The 17,551-nt window shown below is 55.3% G+C and carries 16 protein-coding genes and 1 tRNA gene; 2 read left to right on the top strand and 15 right to left on the bottom strand.

Annotated features, from left to right (window positions below; translation table 11 throughout):
* The 13 genes from VNL73_06615 to VNL73_06555 all read right to left on the bottom strand — a co-directional run bounded on the left by VNL73_06615 (nt 1) and on the right by VNL73_06555 (nt 13,002).
* Nucleotides 1-288 (bottom strand): hypothetical protein, encoded by a 288-nt coding sequence (locus VNL73_06615; GenBank protein ID HXF49080.1) that lies wholly within the window; start codon nt 286-288, stop codon nt 1-3.
* The gene (pheT, locus tag VNL73_06610) at nt 285-2,657 is read right to left on the bottom strand and encodes a phenylalanine--tRNA ligase subunit beta (GenBank protein ID HXF49079.1); all 2,373 of its coding nucleotides are present in this window, start codon (nt 2,655-2,657) and stop codon (nt 285-287) included. The genes VNL73_06615 and pheT overlap by 4 nt, the downstream gene beginning before the upstream one ends.
* A 14-nt stretch (nt 2,658-2,671) precedes the next feature.
* Nucleotides 2,672-3,697 carry a phenylalanine--tRNA ligase subunit alpha gene (pheS, locus tag VNL73_06605; protein HXF49078.1) on the bottom strand — a complete coding sequence of 342 codons (1,026 nt, stop codon included), beginning with the start codon at nt 3,695-3,697 and terminating at the stop codon, nt 2,672-2,674.
* Nucleotide 3,698: 1 nt separating this feature from the next.
* On the bottom strand, nt 3,699-4,046 hold the full coding sequence (gene rplT, locus VNL73_06600; protein ID HXF49077.1) for a 50S ribosomal protein L20: 348 nt from the start codon (nt 4,044-4,046) through the stop codon (nt 3,699-3,701).
* A gap of 12 nt (nt 4,047-4,058) precedes the next feature.
* Nucleotides 4,059-4,259 (bottom strand): 50S ribosomal protein L35, encoded by a 201-nt coding sequence (rpmI, locus tag VNL73_06595; protein ID HXF49076.1) that lies wholly within the window; start codon nt 4,257-4,259, stop codon nt 4,059-4,061.
* Between the two features lie 181 nt (nt 4,260-4,440).
* On the bottom strand, nt 4,441-5,019 hold the full coding sequence (gene infC, locus VNL73_06590) for a translation initiation factor IF-3 (GenBank protein ID HXF49075.1): 579 nt from the start codon (nt 5,017-5,019) through the stop codon (nt 4,441-4,443).
* Between the two features lie 12 nt (nt 5,020-5,031).
* Nucleotides 5,032-6,981 (bottom strand): threonine--tRNA ligase, encoded by a 1,950-nt coding sequence (gene thrS / locus VNL73_06585; protein ID HXF49074.1) that lies wholly within the window; start codon nt 6,979-6,981, stop codon nt 5,032-5,034.
* Between the two features lie 122 nt (nt 6,982-7,103).
* Nucleotides 7,104-7,177, bottom strand: a tRNA-Val gene (locus tag VNL73_06580).
* A 121-nt stretch (nt 7,178-7,298) separates the two neighbouring features.
* Nucleotides 7,299-7,529 (bottom strand): hypothetical protein, encoded by a 231-nt coding sequence (locus VNL73_06575; GenBank protein HXF49073.1) that lies wholly within the window; start codon nt 7,527-7,529, stop codon nt 7,299-7,301.
* Nucleotides 7,530-7,571: 42 nt separating this feature from the next.
* Nucleotides 7,572-8,039 carry a hypothetical protein gene (locus VNL73_06570; GenBank protein HXF49072.1) on the bottom strand — a complete coding sequence of 156 codons (468 nt, stop codon included), beginning with the start codon at nt 8,037-8,039 and terminating at the stop codon, nt 7,572-7,574.
* Complete coding sequence (locus VNL73_06565; protein ID HXF49071.1) at nt 8,039-8,398, bottom strand: hypothetical protein; 360 nt, start codon at nt 8,396-8,398, stop codon at nt 8,039-8,041. Before VNL73_06565 ends, VNL73_06570 begins: the two co-directional genes overlap by 1 nt.
* 68 nt (nt 8,399-8,466) lie before the next feature.
* On the bottom strand, nt 8,467-9,747 hold the full coding sequence (locus VNL73_06560; GenBank protein ID HXF49070.1) for a tetratricopeptide repeat protein: 1,281 nt from the start codon (nt 9,745-9,747) through the stop codon (nt 8,467-8,469).
* Between the two features lie 147 nt (nt 9,748-9,894).
* On the bottom strand, nt 9,895-13,002 hold the full coding sequence (locus tag VNL73_06555; protein HXF49069.1) for a M1 family aminopeptidase: 3,108 nt from the start codon (nt 13,000-13,002) through the stop codon (nt 9,895-9,897).
* 212 nt (nt 13,003-13,214) lie between these two features.
* Between VNL73_06555 and VNL73_06550 the strand changes: the two genes are divergently transcribed.
* Nucleotides 13,215-13,559, top strand: a complete 345-nt coding sequence (locus tag VNL73_06550) for a hypothetical protein (protein ID HXF49068.1) — start codon at nt 13,215-13,217, stop codon at nt 13,557-13,559.
* 118 nt (nt 13,560-13,677) lie between these two features.
* Here VNL73_06550 and VNL73_06545 read toward each other — a convergent pair whose 3' ends face one another.
* Entirely contained in the window at nt 13,678-14,109 is a 432-nt protein-coding gene (locus VNL73_06545; GenBank protein ID HXF49067.1) for a hypothetical protein, read from the bottom strand.
* 126 nt (nt 14,110-14,235) lie between these two features.
* Nucleotides 14,236-14,436: a hypothetical protein gene (locus VNL73_06540; protein ID HXF49066.1), complete on the bottom strand. Its 201-nt coding sequence runs from the start codon at nt 14,434-14,436 to the stop codon at nt 14,236-14,238.
* Nucleotides 14,437-14,981: 545 nt separating this feature from the next.
* Between VNL73_06540 and VNL73_06535 the strand changes: the two genes are divergently transcribed.
* Nucleotides 14,982-17,528, top strand: a complete 2,547-nt coding sequence (locus tag VNL73_06535; GenBank protein HXF49065.1) for an AAA family ATPase — start codon at nt 14,982-14,984, stop codon at nt 17,526-17,528.
* Nucleotides 17,529-17,551 lie beyond the last annotated feature (23 nt).

Genomic DNA, 17,551 nt, shown 5'->3' with positions numbered 1-17,551 from the left:
CTACGCGGAGAGTTCAGATTCCAAGCGGGAAAGCTTGGTCAAAATCCCTTCCAGCCGGTTTTTGAATTTATCCGACTTGTCCTTGGCCACTTTAACGACGTGCGCCCGCTCGTCGTCCATTCGCCGGGTGGAGGATCTTAAGGCCGCAATCTCTTTTTCCTTTTCGGAAAGTTTTGCCTCCAGTTCCGTTTTGGCCCGCTCCAGCACCTTCAATTCCTCTTTCGCCTTTTCCAGGGCCTCAAAGGTTTTGGTGACTTTCTCTTCCAGACGTTTTAGGGCATCGGTCATTGTTTCCTCCAGACGAGGCCGAAGCGGGAAACCAGCCGGCCGATCAGTTTTTCGTGGGCGGCGTCCGCCTCGGCGTCGGTTAAGGTTTTTTCGCTCGACCGGTAGCGGAAGGAAAGGGCCAGACTCTTTTTCCCCTCCCCCGCCTGCGGGCCGGTGTACAAATCGAACAGCTCGAACTTCTCCAAGAGCGGCTCCCTGGCATTCCGTATTTCATCCAAAACATCGCCGACCAGAAGCTCCACCGGGGCGATCAAGGCGGCGTCCCGCTCCACCGCCGGAAAGCGGGAAAAGGGGACATAGGTTTTTTCCGGACCGGCCAGTTTGAGCAGCGTTTCCCAGTCGATTTCCGCCAGAAAGCAGGGCTTTTTGAAATGCAGTTCCTTGATCCATTCCAGGTTCAATTCGCCAACGAGGCCGATAGATTGTCCCCCTATTTTTAACTCGAATTCCTGCTCCAAAAAGGCGGGCAGCGACTCTTTTCGTGTCAACGCCACGGGCTGCCGCAGGAATACCGCAAAAAGTTTTTCCAGAACACCGGTGAAGTCGTAAAAATCGGCCGTCCGCCCCTTCTCCCGCCAATGGGGCGCGGCGGCGGCGGAGAGCACGAGGCCCAAACGCCAGCACTCCTCCGGCGGGGTGCCGGAGCGGAAAATTTTGGAGAACTCAAAAAGCCGGACGGTAAGGGTCCCTCCGGCGTGATTGCGGCCGGCCGCTTCCGCCAGCGAAACCAGAAGGGTGGGGCGCAGAACCGAAAGCTCCTCGGAAAGGGGATTGGCCAGCGCGGCGAACGGCCCGGCAAAACCGGCCTTGGCGAAAACTTTTGGATTCCCCAAGGGGCTGTTGACCGCCTCGGAGAAACCGGAACCGGTCAAAAGCTCCCGCATCCGCTCAGCGGCCGCCTCGAAGGCGGAAACCCCGGGAACCAAAGGCCCGCCGCCCCGCTGCCGGGAGGGGATTTTGTCGTAGCCGTAAAGCCGCGCCACCTCCTCGATCAAATCCGCCTCTTCCCTGATGTCCACGCGGAAGCTTGGCACCGTAACGGTCAATTCCTTGCCGGGGCTTACGGTCATCTCCAGCCGGGTCAGGTAATCGACCACTTCGGGAGAGGTAATCTCCGCCCCCAAAACCTGCGCCATCCGGATGGGCCGCAGGGCCAGCTTTACCGGTTCCTTTGGCTTGGGATAGACATCCACGCAGCCGGTGAGAACTTCCCCTCCGGCCAGTTCGGCAAAAAGCTGGGCGGCCCGGTCGAGGGCGACTGGTATGACGTTGATATCCGTCCCTTTTTCAAACCGCAGGGCCGATTCAGTCATTAGTCCCAGCCGTTTGCGCGTCCGGCGGATGCCGCGCGGTTCGAAGTAAGCCGCTTCCAGCAAAACCTCCGTGGTGTCGTGCTGAATTTCGCTTTCCATCCCCCCCATCACACCGGCCAAAGCCGTTCCCGCCTTGCCGCTGGTTATGAGCAGATCTTCCGCCGTGAGAACCCGCTCCACACCGTCCAGCGTTTTCAGCTTCTCCCCTTCCGCCGCCCGGCGCACCAAAACCCGCGCCGAGCCGAAGCGCTTGAAATCAAAGGCGTGCAACGGATGCCCCAGTTCCAGCATCACCAGATTGGTGATGTCCACGGCGTTGTTGATGGGGCGCATCCCGCCGGCGATGATTTTTTTCCTGAGCCAGAAGGGGGATGGGCCGACTTTTATTTTCCGCACGAGCCGGGCGGCGTAGCGGCCGCAGCGCTCCGGGTCGGAAATTTGCACGGAGACAAAGCGGGAGACCGGTTCCTCCGCCTCCTTCAGGGCGATTTTCGGATGTTTCAACTTTCCCCCGACCAAAGCGGCTATTTCACGCGCGATGCCCACCACCGAAAGACAGTCCGGCCGGTTGGGGGTCAGCTCCACGGCCAGCTTCCAGTCGTCCAAATCCAGCTCGTCGGTAAGTTTCTTGCCGATGACGCCGGAATCGAGCACCATAATCCCCTCTTTATCGACTCCCAGGCCGAGTTCAGACTCGGAGCAGATCATCCCGGCCGATTCCACCCCGCGGATGTTGGCGAGCCCGATTTGCACGCCGTTCGGCAGTTTGGAACCGACGGGAGCGTAGGCGATCTTCTGCCCGCTCTGCACGTTGGGGGCGCCGCAAACCACCCGCTTCTTTTCGGAGCCAAGCGATACCGTGCAGACCGTCAGCCGGTCCGCTTCCGGATGTTTTTCCACCAGTTCAACCTTGCCGACCACCACGCCGTCCAGCTTGGGGAAAAGCGGCTCGACCGTTTCCACGGCAAGCCCGATGCCGGTCAGCCGTTCAGCCAGTTCCTGCGGGGAGAAGGAGAAATCAACCCATTCCAGAAGCCATTTATAGGACGTTTGCATTTAAGCTTGAAGTTTTAGAATTGCTCCAGAAATCGCAAATCGTTTTCGTAAAAAAGCCGGATGTCGTCAATCCGGTATTTCTGCATCGCAATCCGGTCCACCCCCAAGCCGAAGGCGTACCCCTTCCAGACCTCCGGATCGTAGCCGACGTTCTTGAAAACCTGGGGATGAATCATCCCGCACCCCAGAATCTCCAGCCACCCCTCGTACTTGCAGACCGAGCATCCCTTCCCTCCGCAAATCGTGCAGGAGATGTCTATCTCCATCGAGGGTTCGGTGAACGGAAAATAGGAGGGGCGGAAACGGGTTTTCACGTTGCCGTAGAAAGCGGAGACAAAAGCGTTCAAAACCCCTTTCAAATCGGCAAAGGTGACATCGGCATCCACGTAAAACCCCTCGATTTGCAAAAAGGTGTAGTAGCTGCGGGCATTTATCGCCTCGTGGCGGTACACCCTCCCGGGGGCCAGTATTTTCACCGGCGGTTTCCGCTTTTCAAAAACCCGCACCTGCACGGGTGAGGTGTGGGTGCGCAGAAGCAGGTCGGAATCCTTGAGGTAGAAAGTATCCCACATATCCCGCGCCGGGTGGTCTTTGGGAAAATTCAACGCTTCAAAGTTGTAAAAATCGGTTTCCACCTCCGGGCCGGTGGCAATTTCAAATCCCATCACGTTGAAAATCCGCACGATTTCAGCATTCACTTTGATCAACGGATGGCGGTGACCTAAAGGCGCAGGAGTTCCGGGAAGAGTATGGTCAAAGAAACCTCGAGCGGCTTTTCGGGAAGCCGCTTCGAGTGCTGAAAGGCGTGAATTAATTTTTTCTTCGAGGGCGACCCGGGCCGAATTCAGGGCCTGCCCCACCTTGGGGCGCTCCTCGGCCGGGACATCCTTCAAAGAGCGGAGCGCTAGGGTCAGAACGCCGCTGCGCCCGACGTATTTGACTTTTAAGGTATTAAGTTCTTCCGTGCCGGCGGCCGACTCGATCTCCTTTTCGGCCGTGGAAACAAGCTGCCCGACTTCCCCTTCGGACAGAACCCCCATACTACGCTTTTGCGAGCTTGGCCAGTTCGCCGAAGGCGGCCGAGTCCCGCACGGCCAGCTCCGCCAGAATCTTGCGATCCAAAGCGACCCCCGCTTTTTTCAACCCGGAGATGAAGCGGGAATAGGAAAGCCCGTGCGGGCGCGCCGCGGCGTTGATACGGACAATCCAGAGGGCGCGAAATTCCCGTTTTTTGTTCTTGCGGTCCCGGTAGGCGTATTTCCAGCCCCGCATCACGGTCTCCTTGACCGTGCGGTACAGCTTGCGGCGGCCGCCGAAATTCCCCTTGGCGGCCTTGAAATATTTTTTCTTGCGGGCCCTGGCGGCGACGTTGTTGGTGGCGCGTGGCATGCTTCTTCCTCCCTAAGCCCCGTACGGCAGAAGCGTTTCCAGCCGTTTTTGGTCGGCGCCGCCGACGTAGGCTGGCCGGCGCATTTGACGCTTCCGTTTGGAGGTCTTGCTGGTCAAAATATGGCGCAAAAAGGCCCGCTTGTGCTTCAGCTTGCCGGAGGCGGTTTTGCGGAAGCGTTTGGCCGCCGAGCGGTTGGTTTTCATTTTAGGCATATCGGCTCCTCATTTCTTCTAACCAAAACATAAAGCGGCCTGAGGCCGGTTTCAGCTAAGCCGATAATGTAAGAAATTTTTTTTAACTTGGCTACAAAAAAATTGGACCTGCGACCCAACCCTTCCCTGGAAGGATTGAGAATGAGGTTAAAGACCGTTCAAATGCACAAGAATATAAACCTCACATCGGTTTGGGGGGTGGGGCCGGTTCGGAGGCCCGCACCTCTTTGGGGCGTCCGCCGGAGGCAGCCGGTTTGGGGAGAAAAACCATCGTGATGGTTTTCCCTTCCAGCTTGGCCTTCTGTTCCGGGTAGCCAACATCGGCCAGATCCTGCTCCACCCGTTTGGCCATGTCGAAGCCGAATTCCTGGTGCACCACCTCCCGGCCGCGGAAGTTGATGGCGACTTTCACCCGGTCCCCGTCCCCCAAGAATTCCCGGGCGTGGCGCAGTTTGAAGTTGTAGTCATGGTCGTCCGTGTTGGGGCGAAGCTGGATTTCCTTCATATCGACGGTGTGCTGCTTTTTGCGGGCCGAGCGGGCTTTTTTGGCCAGTTCGTATTTGTACTTGCCGTAATCCATAATCCGGCAGACAGGGGGGCGGGCGTTGGGGGAGATTTCCACCAAATCCAGTCCCTTTTCGGCCGCCATTCGCTGGGCCTCGCGGGTGTTCAAAACCCCCAGCTGTCCGCCATCGGCGTCAATCACGCGCACTTGAGGAATGCGGATACGGTCGTTTACCCGAAGTTCTTTTTCCTTGATGGTTCCTCCTTTTTAGTAGCCGGCGGCCCTGCCCGAGGGGCCAAGCCCGGTTTTCTTGGTTTTTATCTCTTCCAACAAAAACTGTTCCAGTTCATCTATATTTTTCGTTCCCAAATCCCCCCGGCCGTGACGGCGCAGGGCCACCGTGCCGGCGGCCACTTCCTTTTTACCCACCACTGCCATGTAGGGAATTTTTTGCGATTCCGCTTCCCGGATTTTGTAGCCGATTTTCTCCTTCCCCCGGTCAACGAAGATCCGAACCCCCTTCGACTTCAACCGCTCCGCAAGTTTGCCGATGTATTCCAACTGCTCATCGGTAATCGGGAGCAGCGCTACCTGTATAGGGGCGAGCCAAAGCGGAAAAACGCCGCCGTAATGTTCCAACAGAACGCCGAAGAACCGTTCCATCGAACCCAAAAGGGCGCGGTGAATCATCACCGGCCGCTGGTAGGTGCCGTCCGGGGCGACAAAGTACAAATCGAACCGTGCCGGTAAATTGAAATCAAACTGGACGGTGGTGCACTGCCAGGCCCGCCCCATCACATCCTTGATTTTCAAATCAATTTTCGGGCCGTAAAAAGCTCCCCCGCCCTCGTCAACCGAATAGGCCAGCCCCTTCAGTTCCAAGGCCCGGCGCAAGGCATGGGTGGCCATTTCCCAGTCCTCCGGCACGCCGATGGCATCCGCCGGGCGGGTGGAAAGCACTACTTCATACTCGTCAAAGCCGAAGGCAGACAAAAACTCGAAGGTCAAATCCAGAACCCCCAGAACTTCCGATTCCACCTGGTCGGGGCGGCAGAAGATATGGGCGTCGTCCTGGGTGAACCCGCGCACCCGCAAAAGCCCGTGCAGAACACCGGAGCGCTCGTAGCGGTACACGGTTCCCAGTTCGGCCCAGCGCAACGGCAAATCCCGGTAGCTGCGCAGCTGAGTCTTGTAAATCTCGATGTGGAACGGGCAATTCATCGGTTTCAACTGGTACAAATCCTTTTCCACCTCCACCGGCGAATACATGTTGTCCCGGTAAAAATCGGTGTGTCCCGAAGTTTGCCAGAGATTAAGCCGGGCGATGTGCGGGGTGAACAGAATGTCGTAGCCGAAAGCCAGATGCCGCTGCCGCCAATACTCTTCGATAAGATAGCGCACCAGGGCCCCCTTGGGGTGCCACAAAACCATCCCGGCGCCGATTTCATCCTTGATGGAGAATAAATCCAATTCTTTTCCTAATTTCCGGTGATCCCGCCTCTTGGCCTCCTCCACCCGGGCGAGATACTGCTCCAAAAGTTTCGGGTCGGGAAAGGAGACACCGTAAATGCGCCAAAGCATCCGGTTTTTCTCGCTCCCCCTCCAGTAGGCGCCGGAGGAAGCGGTGAGCTTGACCGCCTTGATCCGGTCGGTGGAGGGGATGTGCGGCCCGCGGCACAGATCGGTAAAGCGGTCCTGGGAATAAATCGAAACCGACGGATCGTTGATGCCGTCCAGAATCTCCAGTTTGTACGGTTCCCCCATTTTTTTAAAGAACTCCCGCGCCTCGGAGGTCGGTATCTCCCGGCGGGAATAGGGGTGTCCGCCGGCGGCGATTTCCGCCATCCGCTTCTCGATGGCGGCCAGCTCTTCCGGAGTAAAGGAGCGGTCCCGGTCAAAATCGTAGTAAAACCCCTCCTCGATGGGGGGTCCGATGGCCACCTTGGTGCCCGGGAAAAGCTCCTGCACCGCCTGGGCCATCAGATGGGCGGTGGAATGCCAGAACATCTCCTTCCCCTGCGGGTCTTCCCAAGTTAGAAACTTGAGTTCTCCCTCTTCTTCGATTGGCCGGAAAAGGTCAATCATCCGGCCGTTCAAAAGCGCCCCCAGCGCTTTCTGCCTTAAATCGGAGTTTTTCTTCTCCAGTATTTGCTGCGGGGTGACCCCTTTGGGAAACTCTTCCCGGTTGCCGTGGATGGTTAAAACGAGCTTATCCATTCATCCGTACAATTAAACCGGGGACTTTGGCCGGGGAATGACGATTTCGGAAGAATAATCGGAACGGCGGGTTCTCCAGAAAAAACGGCCGTTTTCTTGCGGTTTTCGCCATCATCAAAAAATGGGCGATGATGGACTCGAACCATCGACCCCTTGCATGTCAAGCAAGTACTCTAACCATCTGAGCTAATCGCCCGCAACACCGGTGCAATATAGAGGCGGCATCACGGGTGTCAAGCCGGGCTTCAATCTCTCTGTGAATGGGATGGAGCGGAAAAGCGGACACTAAAGGGGCGGGAATCGAATCGGGCAAGTTTTTAATCAATCCCCATTTCTTCCAAAAAACGGTCGGCGATTTTGGCGACCACCTGAGGGCGGTCGTAATACCCCTGCGAGACGCGCAGAAGCGCTTTTTGAATCCGCTCCGGCCGGATGTCCGGCAGCGTCGAAAGCCGTTCCTTGGCCTGGTGGATAAACTCCTCGCGGGTCACCACGCCGACGGGCGTTCCGTTTTCTGGTTTTTGTTTCCTTCTTCCGTTAACCGGCATTTTTTTCTCCGTCCCGCAAGGCGAGACCTATTCAATGTATCGTCAAAGGCCCGGTTTTGACAAGTTGTTTTTTTTCCCGCCCGCCCCGTCCGATCGGCCGGCCAACTCTTCCAAAAGCCGCCGGCTTTTGACCAGCTCCTCCAGTTCGGACCGGATGAACGCCTCCCGGCTTTCGGCCGCGGAAAGGTTGTCTTTGAGCAAGCTGATGTTTTTTTCCACGATGGCGGCGATGGAGGTCACCAGCCGGCGCACTTCGAGGTGGGAGCTGGCCAAAACGAAGCTTTTCTGGTCTTTTTGCATGATGTCGGAAAGCCGCGCCTCACTCTGGGCAATCCGTTGGGAAAAACGGGAAATGTCGGCGTACACCTGCGCCAGTTCCGTGTCCCGGCCCAGCTTGATGCAGTCCTTCTGCTTGTCGGCCAGAATGAACATCGACTGGTAAAACGAAAGTTCGTCTTTCAAAAGGGAAATGATTTCCTTTTCGAGGCTCGCGGTGGGCCGGAAGTCCATCACTTGTCCTTTCTATCGTTTGGCCCGGATGAAAAAAGAGTGTCCAAACCGGAAAGCTGGGGCAAAAACGCCTGCCAGGCAAGCGCTTCTTCGGGAGAGAGCCGCCGGCGCTGACCGTTTTTGTTTTGAAGTTCCAGGAATTTATCCCCCTGTTCCCCCTCCCTCACCCGCACGACCCAGCCGGTCTTTGCCAGAACGGGCGCCAGCCGGAGCGCGAGTGCGTCGAGCTCTTCGCCGCTCGGCGGGTAATAAACCGGCAAAAAATGTCCGGCGTCCGGACTTTCGTTTGGAAGGGAAAGAACCGGTGTTTGCAGCGCCAGCTCGGTTTGTCCGGATTTTCTTTTTCTCGTTTTCGCCATCCCGGTGTCGAAGTTGAAGGGGATTTTCTTCCCCTCATCTTATGTTTCGGCAGAAAACGAAGGGAGCTTTAAATTTTCGGCAGCTGCCGGCGGAGTTCTTCCATTTTCACCCGGATTTCGTCCGATTCCGGCGAAAGGGTGTGCGCCTGGCGGAAGCTGGAGAGGGCCGACTGGGTGTGCCCCAGGTTCAAGTAGCAGTCCGCCAGTTTTACCCAGGCCTCTTTTTCCGCCGGATGGAAACGCAGGAAATCCTCGTAAAAATTCACCGCCCGGCCGAACTCGTTTTCCCGGTAAAGCAGATCGGCAAAAAAGCCGTAGACGCTTTTATCCTCCGGCACGAGTGTGATATACTGCTCCAAGCTGGCCCGGGCCTCCTTGAGCTTCCCCAGGCGGGACAAGCTGACCGAAAGGTTGCGCCAACCCTCTTCCCAGGCCGGGTTCCGCTCCAAAGCCCTTCGGTAGCATTCCTCCGCCCGGTCGAACTCCCCGAGTTGGAAGCAGACGTTTCCCAACTCGTTGAGCACCTCCCAGTCATCCAGAAAGGCGGAGAGATACTCCTCGTACAGGAACTTGGCTTCACCCCATTGCCCCAAGCCGGCGAGTGCCTGCGCCTTGAATTTTTTGGCCCAAGTGAGCGTCCGCAAACTCGAATGTTTCTCCAAAACCGAAAGCACCTTGCTCCATTTGCCGGCATCCGCAAACACTTTTAGACAGACGGCGGCCCCTTCCCGCGTGGCGCAAAACTCTTCCGCCAGCTTCAAAAGCTCCTCCGATTGGGGGACTTTTTTGAACCCCTGGGACAAAATCTGCCCGGCTTCCCCATATTTTTTGACTTGGAAGTAAAAATGGCTCAAGTCCAGATAGGCCAGCGAATCGTCGCTTTTGGCGTCGATTGCCTTGCGAAACTTTTCGGCCGCCTCCTCCCCCCTGCCGCTTTCCTTGAGGGCCCGCCCCCAGAGGCGGTAAACCTCGGACTGTAATCCCTCGGCGGAATTGAACTTTTGGCTGAATTGGCCGGCTTCCAACGCCTCGAAATACCGGCCGGCGTAATGGATGGTGCGGTCGTATTCCGCCATCTCGCAGGAGGATTGGGCCGCCAAGTGCAACACCCCCAAATCATCGGGGAAGGCCTTTACCAGCATATTGGCAAACCGGGATGCGGCCGGCACCTTACCCACACGCAAGTAAGCGCTTGCAACGATGAAGTAAAGCCGAAGTTTATCCGGTCTTGCCAACTGCCTGACTTCTGATGCCGGCAGCCCTTCAAAAAGCGCCACCAGCCCCAAAAACTGATTCGCCTCGAAGAGCCGCTGGGCCCGTTCGAGAACGGAATTATTTACTTCTGACATACGCCTCCCTTTGGGCTGAAAAATTAAAAAGGGGCAAATACCGCTGCATCTATTTATGTATCGGCAGCGGGAAAGGCGAATTTTAGGAAAAAAATGAAATTCCCTATTTCGGGCAGCTCCGCAGCCCCTGCTCCGGGGAACGAGAAACTATACCTCCACTTCCCACCCCGCCACCCAGCGGAAGCGGAAGTTATCCTCGTTCAATTTGGGATAGCGGTAGAAGGGGAAATCCAACCGGAAGCGGTGCTTGGGCCAGACGTGCGGAAAGCGCAGCCCGGCCCCCAAATCGAGATATCCTTTGATGTCCAGTTCATCATCAAGTTCGTTGGGATATAAACCGCGATAGTGGCCAAGCGCCCCAAAATCAGCAAACACGTAATTGGAATAGTTTCGCAAAAAGGCGGTCAAAAGTGGAATTTTGGGCAAAAACTTGAACGATACCAGCCGGGGAAAAGTCAATTCGACAGTTGTTGAAGCAACCCCGTCCCCGGACAGATTCTGGGCGTAGAAACCGCGCACATTTCCGCCGCCGCCGAGCCGGACGTTATCGACAAAACGGGTCGGCACAGCTCCCCGGCTACGGATAACGGGGGCATCCAGCGCCTCTTCGGGGCTGCCGGAGGCAAGATAAAAGCGCTTTTGCGGCGGGGCGTCCCGATTCCCCAATCCGGCAAAAGTCCGCACGTCCAAACTGAACTTTTTCCAAACCGGCGTTTTGATTTCGAAGTGCCCCCAAAAACGGCGCACGTCGCTGTCGCTCCCCAGAATCGAGGCCTCGCCGGAAAGGCCATAGTTCAATTCCGCTTTGCCGGCCCGCATTTCGGTGCTCCATTTCAAGCACAAAAAAGTCGCTTCCTCATTTTGAGCCGACCAGGAACTGTAAGCGGAAAGATATTCCGGGTGGACAAGTTTCTCGCTAACCACCGATAAACTCATCCGGTGCACAGGCGGGAAAAGCTGGCGGGGGCGGGATTCTTTGGAGATTCCGGCTTCATAATACTCCCTCCCCTCCAGCCATCTTGCCCTGCCAAAAATCTTTCCTCCCCGTCCCAAAAACCCGACCAAGGTCGAATACGAAAAATCGATATTCCCCCGCTTCAATTTCTTGGTGGCTTTGAGCCCGTCGGCCCAGAAGACGTGATCCAAACCGAGATAGCTCCCCTGCAAATTGGCACCCAACATTACTCCGTCCACGCGGTTGTACCAGAGGGAGGGACGCCAGAGGAAATGGTAGCGGTCAACGGGCAAAACGTCCACCACCAGATTGTTCAACTGCAAATCCGCTTTGGGAAAATCGGGGAAGCTTTTCCAGCGGTTGTTGAGTGGATTGACATCCGCCAGCCGTCCGGAAGGGTCGATTTCGATTTCCTTCGGCTTGGAAGGCAGGTAAACCGCAAATTGATACTCCTTTTCCGGCAGGCGAACCTGATCCCAGACGGGCAAATATTTCCAAGTGGCGTTCCCTCGGCCTTGCTCGGGATAAACGGGCTTGCGGTAATCGTTGACCGGAATGGTGAACTGCCGCATCCCGCCCCCTTTTAATTTGAATCCCAAATCGATCGGCATAACCAGTTCGCCGGAGCGGTAGATTTTCCCGACGACCAAATACGCTGAATCCCCCGTTTTGCCGGTTGATTTGGTGGAAACGGAGCCGATGCCGTAATCCGCCGTGCGGTTGGTGTTAATCCACTGGTCAAAAAACCATTCGAGCGAAGTGCCGGCGGCCTCTTCCATTGCGGCCTGAAAATTCTCTTCGTAGGGATGTTTGAAATGCCACTTTTCAAAGTAGTTTTTCATTCCCCGCGCGAAAACCGAATCCCCCAGCACGTATTGCAGGTTGAAGAGCAAAACCACCGTTTTGTAATAGGAGGACGTGCGATACACCATCCGCTCCGGTGAGCGGTCCGCCTCGATGATGGAGCGCTGTGCGAAGCCGGTCTTGTGCCAGAAAAGGTAGTTGCGGTAGCCCCGGTTGGCGCGGTCTTCGTCCACCGGGTAGAGCTTCTTTTTCCATTTCGTATCCCAAAAAGAAACGTTTCCCCTTCGGCCGTGAAGCGCTTCGATGATGTTCACTTCGAGAAAGGTGGTGAACCCCTCGTCCAAAAAGGCCCGATCCACCGGGTTGGAGCCGACCGCCCCCATATACCAGTTATGGGCGATTTCGTGCCAGATTAAAAGTCGATAGGAGGGGGACTCCCCGCCGCAGAGCACAATCATCGGATATTCCATTCCGTCGTAGCTGTCCGTGATGCTCATCTGCGGATAGGGATAGCGGCCGTAGTTTTTGGAAAAATACTCGATTCCCTGCCGGCCCAGTTCCGCCGCATCCTGCCAGCGGGCGGCGTGCTTTTCCTGCGCAAAGCTGTAAATTTTGATGCCCTCCCACTCCGCTTCGCCAATGCGGAAAGTCGGGTCGGCCGCCCAGGTGAAGTCGCTTACATTTTCCCCTTTGAATTTCCAGGTCTTGGTTGCACCGGGAGTTTTGGGAATGATGACGCTGGCCGGGGAGTTCCATTTCTTGTCTTTGAAATGTCTGATGTCCAGTTTTTGCCGCAGGGTATCCGGCAGAACCTCTTCCCTATTTTGCAAAATCCCCGTGGCGGCGACGATGTAGTGCGCCGGCAGCGTTATGTAAACTTCGTAGGTGCCGAATTCGCCGTAATGCTCGCCGGAGCCGAGAAATTGATTATTGACCCACCCCATTTTCCAGTCATAAACGCATATCGAAGGATACCAATAGACCGCTTTGAACTGTCCGTCCGTGTATTCCGTCCTCCCCGCCGCCTCGCCTGCGGGGATTTTGGTCTGGAAACCGATGTCGAAGATGAACGAATCGCCGGGGGCAAGCGGCGAAGGTAAATCGACTTTGAAAATTGTCTCGTCGAGATGCACCGGCAAATTCCAGCTTGAGGAAGCGCCCCGCACGTATTCAATCTTCATCTCCCCCCACTCCTCCGGCTTGGAGTCCGCAATTCCAAAGTTGTAGAAGCTCTGCTGGCGTTTGGCCATTCGGGAGCCGGGGCGGTGGGCGTTGGGGTAGGCGTGGAAATAGACAAACCGGAGCGTATCCGGCGAGTTGTTCCAGTACACCAGCTTCTCCGTGCCGGAGATGACCCGGGTGGAATCGTTCAGCGTCACCTGAATCTTATACGCCACCCGCTGCTGCCAATACTCCGCTTGGGCAGTCGAAGACCCTGAGCCGAGTCGAAGGGCCGAAGCCAAAAGTATTGTTAGAACCAACCCAACCTTGCGCATTTCTCCTCCAAAAACTAAAGGGCTAAAAGTAAGGATTTTTGAGGGGGGGACAAGATAAAATTTTTGCAAGAAAAAAAAGGATGGCAGTGCCGAGAGAGGCCTCCGATGCCACTGCTCCGAAATATTTCTTGACATCCTCCGCTCGATAGGTAATTTTAACACAGGCAAAAATAAGCGGAAGAAACACTGTTGGCTTAGGGCAGGAGGTTCCAATGTTTTTACCAAACAGAAGTCGGTTTACCGCAAGAACACTTTTATTCGCTATTGGAGTTTGGTTTCTTTGGATAAGTACCTCATTAGCTTCAAAAGGAGAGGTAGTATATAAAAGTAGTAGTTGCGATTACTTCATAGTGGAAACACCATCAGGGTTTGCCTTATTGGAATGGTACGGAGGAAATGATCCTTATAAAGGAGACATAATTGTTGGAGATTTCGAAGAATTTGGTTTCCAAGACATTTACAACATTACTGCGGACTCAGAACTAAGAGTCTGGGTAGAAGACTACTGGCTTTCTAAAGAAGATGCTGTCGAAAAGTATTTCGAGCATTGCGACTAATCCCTCACTAGGGATAAGAACAAAAAAGTCGTCCACCAATAAAACATTGGCGGGAGTAGCTCCCGACACAACACTAAAAAAGTGGCGAACGTGGCAAACTTGGATTCTTACGAATTTGTCACGGAATACTTAGGCCGATACCTTTAGCCGGTAAGTGCTGAATAAGCTTTGTAAGGTCGGCATACATCACATCGATGCGCTGACGGTCTGTTTTATGAGGCCAATTCATATGCCCAACGATATTCCGTGGAAGGCGTATTAGCTCAATTTGGGCAATCCAGTTGTCAATATCAGGAATTATAGGTTTGAAGAGATGACTATTAGCGGTGATGATACTGTTTAAATCTGAAAGAAATGCGTAATATATTTCGTGTCTTCCGGGCGTGCTGTGCCAGGGCTTGTTAGCATAATCGGCCTGTCGAGTCCTGACTTTATTTTGAAGATTTGGATTGACAGTCGCAACCCACCAATTCGCATTGACTTGTACAGTCAGAATTGAGTGCATCATCACGCGAAGAAGATTCTCGATTGCGAAAAGCTTCCAATACACTTTCTGTCCAACATTCTTCCCAGCGGCGTCAACGCGACTGAGGTCGAAGGCATATATTCGAAAGTCGTTAGTACCCGGCATGTAGATTGTTGAAGGTGTATGATTCCCCAGGATTTAAGCTTTTGGCTACTTCTTCGACTTTTTTTGTCGTGCTTCGTATAAGGCTACCGCAACTCCCGTTGCCTTAATCTGGAGAAGGTCTGCGATTTCAGTATTGGTAAACCCGGCGAGGTTCAATTGGAGCGCCTTGTCTCTATTTGGTGATCCCTTCATCTGATGGAGCAATAAAAGTGCAAGAAGTTTTTCAATACGGTCTTCTGATTGCATTTAGCGTGCCCTCCTCCGTGACCGTAGGTTTGAAGTGAGAGTTCGAACTGTGGCTGGGGACGTATTGAGAACCTCTGCAATAGTTTGATTATCCAATCCGGCAAGTTTTAACATTCTTGCACCTTCGGTAATACTACTTTTATTACTGGCCGCTTGGATCGCTTCGACCTTAAGTATCTGGGTAAGCAGTTCAATTATCTTCTCATCAGACTTCATTTAACGGCCCTCGATTGAGGAGCGATTTATTCGCTCCGTCTTCCAGGTTTCATATGTTTCACGATTTCACTAACTCTAGCAATGTCACAACCGACAATTTTTCGAATACTTAACTGTGGCACACCTGCACGGCCAAGCTGCGTAATTAGGATATCTTTTAGTAATTCAACCGTCGGGTCCGTATTCCGTTGATACTTTTTTCGTTTTCCCTTCAACCTGTCCTCCTTCGGGATTTGTATAGCAAATGTTAAAGACGTTGTCAACCCAGAAAGGGAGTGGATTAACAGTTCCGTTTGCCCCAAATCCATTGATTTAATATACTCAAAGCAATGATACCGGAACTTTCTCCGGAAAAACTCCGCAAAACCTACGACCCCAAATCGCTGGGGATTGCCCATACGGGGGAGCTGAAGCCGCTCAAAGGGATAATTGGGCAAAAGCGGGCCGTTTCCGCCCTGCAGTTCGGGCTGGGGATTGAAGGCCGGGGGTTCAATATCTACGTCGCCGGGCCGCCGGGCATCGGCAAAATGACCGCGGTGAAAACGTTTTTGGAGGAGCTGGCCGCCACGCGGCCGGTGCCGCCCGACTGGTGCTACGTCAACAATTTCGACGAACCGAGTCAGCCCAAATCGATTCAGCTTCCCGCCGGGCGGGGGCGGCGGTTTGCTTTGGATATGAAATTTTTAATCGACCACCTGCGGCGGGAAATTCCCAAGGCGTTTGAGGGGGAAAAATACGCCGCCGGGCGCGAGGAAGTGGTCAAAAAAGTGGACAAAGATCGCGCCGGGTTTTTGCAGGAGCTGGATCAGTTGGTATTCAAGGCCGGCTTTGGCATCCAGCCCACCCCCGCCGGGTTTCTCATCATTCCGATGGTCGGCGGCAAGCCGATGAAAGACGAGGATTTTGCCGCCCTGCCGCCGGCCGAGCAGGAGGCGCTTTCCAAAAAACAGGAGGAGCTGCAGGAGGAAGTGAAGCGGGTGATGAAAAAAATCCGCGACCTGGAGCGCGCGGCGCAGGAGAAGCTTTCGAAGCTCGACCAGGAAGTGGCGCTTTTCATCGTCGGCGGGTTCGTGGGGGATTTGCTGGAACGCTACGCCGATTCGCCGGCGGTGGTGGAGTATTTGAAGGCGGTGCAGAAGGACGTTCTGGAAAATATCGACGCCTTCAAACCGCCGCATCCGCGGATGCCGGGGCCGGAGGAACTCGGGCTGCCGCCCGGATTTATGGACGGCGTCTCCTTCCGCAAGTACGAGGTGAATTTGCTGGTGGACAATTCCCGCCAAAAAGGGGCGCCGGTGGTGCTCGAGTTCAACCCCAATTTCGCCAACCTGTTCGGGCGGGTGGAAAAGGAGTCCCGCTTCGGCACGCTTTACACCGATTTCACACTGATAAAATCCGGCTCCTTTCACCGGGCCAACGGCGGGTATTTGGTGCTTCCCGTGGAGGATGTCTTGCGCAACGCCTTCAGCTGGGACGGCATCAAGCGGGCCCTGCGGGGGCGGGAGATTGAAATCGAGGAAATCGGCGAGCGGCTGGGGTTCGCCGCCGCCAAGAGCATGCGCCCGCAACCTATTCCGTTGGACATCAAGGTGGTTTTCGTCGGCCAGCCGCTTTGGTATTATCTCCTGCACGCCTACGAGGAGGAATTTTCCGAGTTGGTAAAAGTCCGCGCCGATTTCGACACCAAAATTGACGCCGCCAAGGAGACCGTGGAAGAGTTTCTCTCCTTTTTCTGCGCCCTCTGCCACAAAGAAAAGCTGAAGCAGCTCGAAGCCGGCGCGGCCGCCAAACTTTTGGAGCACTCCGCCCGGCTGGCGGAGGACCAGAAAAAGCTTTCCACCAATTTCGGCCGGCTGACCGACTTGATTCGGGAAGCCAACTTTTGGGCGCAGAAGGGGAAAAATTCCCACATCACCGCGGCCCACGTCGAAAAGGCGCTGGAGGAAAAGGTGTACCGCTCCGGCCTGATTCAGGAAAAGCTGCAGGAGATGACCGTGCGCGGGAGTTTGCTCATCGACACGGAGGGGGAGGCCGCCGGGCAGGTGAACGGGCTTTCGGTTCTGCAGTTGGGGGACTACGCCTTCGGCAAACCCTCCCGCATCACCGCCTCGGTCGCCCCGGGGCGGGGCAGCATTATGGACATCGAGCGGGAGGTGCAGTTGGGGGGGCCGATTCACAGCAAGGGGGTCCTGATTTTGAGCGGCTATCTGGCCCAAAAATATGCGCAGGACAAACCGCTCCCCCTTTCCGCCCGGCTGGTTTTCGAGCAGAGCTACGAAGGGGTCGAGGGGGACAGCGCCTCTTCGACGGAGCTGTACGCCATTCTCTCCGCCCTTTCGGGTCTCCCCATCAAGCAGGGAATAGCCGTGACCGGCTCGGTGAATCAAAAAGGGGAGGTGCAGGCCATCGGCGGGGTGAACGAAAAGATTGAGGGGCATTTTGAGCTTTGCAAGACGCGGGGATTGAACGGCAACCAAGGGGCGATGATTCCCGCCAGCAACATCGAAAATCTGATGCTGAAGGAGGAGGTTTTGCAGGCGGTGAAGGCCAAGAAGTTCCGCATCTGGGGGGTCAAAAACGTAGAGGAAGGGATTGAAATTTTAACCGGCGTGCCGGCCGGAAATCGGGGAAAAGATGGGAAATATCCGGAAGGAACGGTAAACTTCCTGGTCGAAAAACGGCTGAAAGAGTTCGGCGAAGCGTTAAAGGAAGCGCCGCCCTCCAAAGAAAACGGAGAGAAAAAACCGGCCGCAAAGGAGGCCAAAAAAGAACCCCCCAAACCGCCAACACCTCCTCGGAAAGTTCCCGTCCAAAAGCGCACCGGACGGCCAAAGGAAAGGAGGCCGTTATCCAAAACCAAACGGCAAAAGAGATAAACGGCGCCGCGCCCGCGTTCGCG

This window comes from Verrucomicrobiia bacterium (genome assembly GCA_035574275.1).
Lineage (GTDB): Bacteria > Zixibacteria > MSB-5A5 > DSPP01 > DSPP01 > DSPP01.
Note: the sequence above shows the minus strand (reverse complement) of the source record. Positions and strands in the feature narration are given on the sequence as shown.

What these genes read in the sequence shown, in the direction of transcription:
- VNL73_06535 (HXF49065.1), top strand. Translation starts at nt 14,982, where the DNA reads ATGATACCGGAACTTTCTCCGGAAAAACTCCGCAAAACCTACGACCCC.
- rpmI (HXF49076.1), bottom strand. Translation starts at nt 4,259, where the DNA reads ATGCCTAAAATGAAAACCAACCGCTCGGCGGCCAAACGCTTCCGCAAA.
- VNL73_06550 (HXF49068.1), top strand. Translation starts at nt 13,215, where the DNA reads ATGTTTTTACCAAACAGAAGTCGGTTTACCGCAAGAACACTTTTATTC.
- pheS (HXF49078.1), bottom strand. Translation starts at nt 3,697, where the DNA reads ATGGGGGTTCTGTCCGAAGGGGAAGTCGGGCAGCTTGTTTCCACGGCC.
- VNL73_06555 (HXF49069.1), bottom strand. Translation starts at nt 13,002, where the DNA reads ATGCGCAAGGTTGGGTTGGTTCTAACAATACTTTTGGCTTCGGCCCTT.
- VNL73_06615 (HXF49080.1), bottom strand. Translation starts at nt 288, where the DNA reads ATGACCGATGCCCTAAAACGTCTGGAAGAGAAAGTCACCAAAACCTTT.
- VNL73_06540 (HXF49066.1), bottom strand. Translation starts at nt 14,436, where the DNA reads ATGCAATCAGAAGACCGTATTGAAAAACTTCTTGCACTTTTATTGCTC.
- VNL73_06575 (HXF49073.1), bottom strand. Translation starts at nt 7,529, where the DNA reads ATGCCGGTTAACGGAAGAAGGAAACAAAAACCAGAAAACGGAACGCCC.
- VNL73_06570 (HXF49072.1), bottom strand. Translation starts at nt 8,039, where the DNA reads ATGGACTTCCGGCCCACCGCGAGCCTCGAAAAGGAAATCATTTCCCTT.
- thrS (HXF49074.1), bottom strand. Translation starts at nt 6,981, where the DNA reads ATGGATAAGCTCGTTTTAACCATCCACGGCAACCGGGAAGAGTTTCCC.
- VNL73_06560 (HXF49070.1), bottom strand. Translation starts at nt 9,747, where the DNA reads ATGTCAGAAGTAAATAATTCCGTTCTCGAACGGGCCCAGCGGCTCTTC.
- rplT (HXF49077.1), bottom strand. Translation starts at nt 4,046, where the DNA reads ATGCCACGCGCCACCAACAACGTCGCCGCCAGGGCCCGCAAGAAAAAA.
- VNL73_06565 (HXF49071.1), bottom strand. Translation starts at nt 8,398, where the DNA reads ATGGCGAAAACGAGAAAAAGAAAATCCGGACAAACCGAGCTGGCGCTG.
- pheT (HXF49079.1), bottom strand. Translation starts at nt 2,657, where the DNA reads ATGCAAACGTCCTATAAATGGCTTCTGGAATGGGTTGATTTCTCCTTC.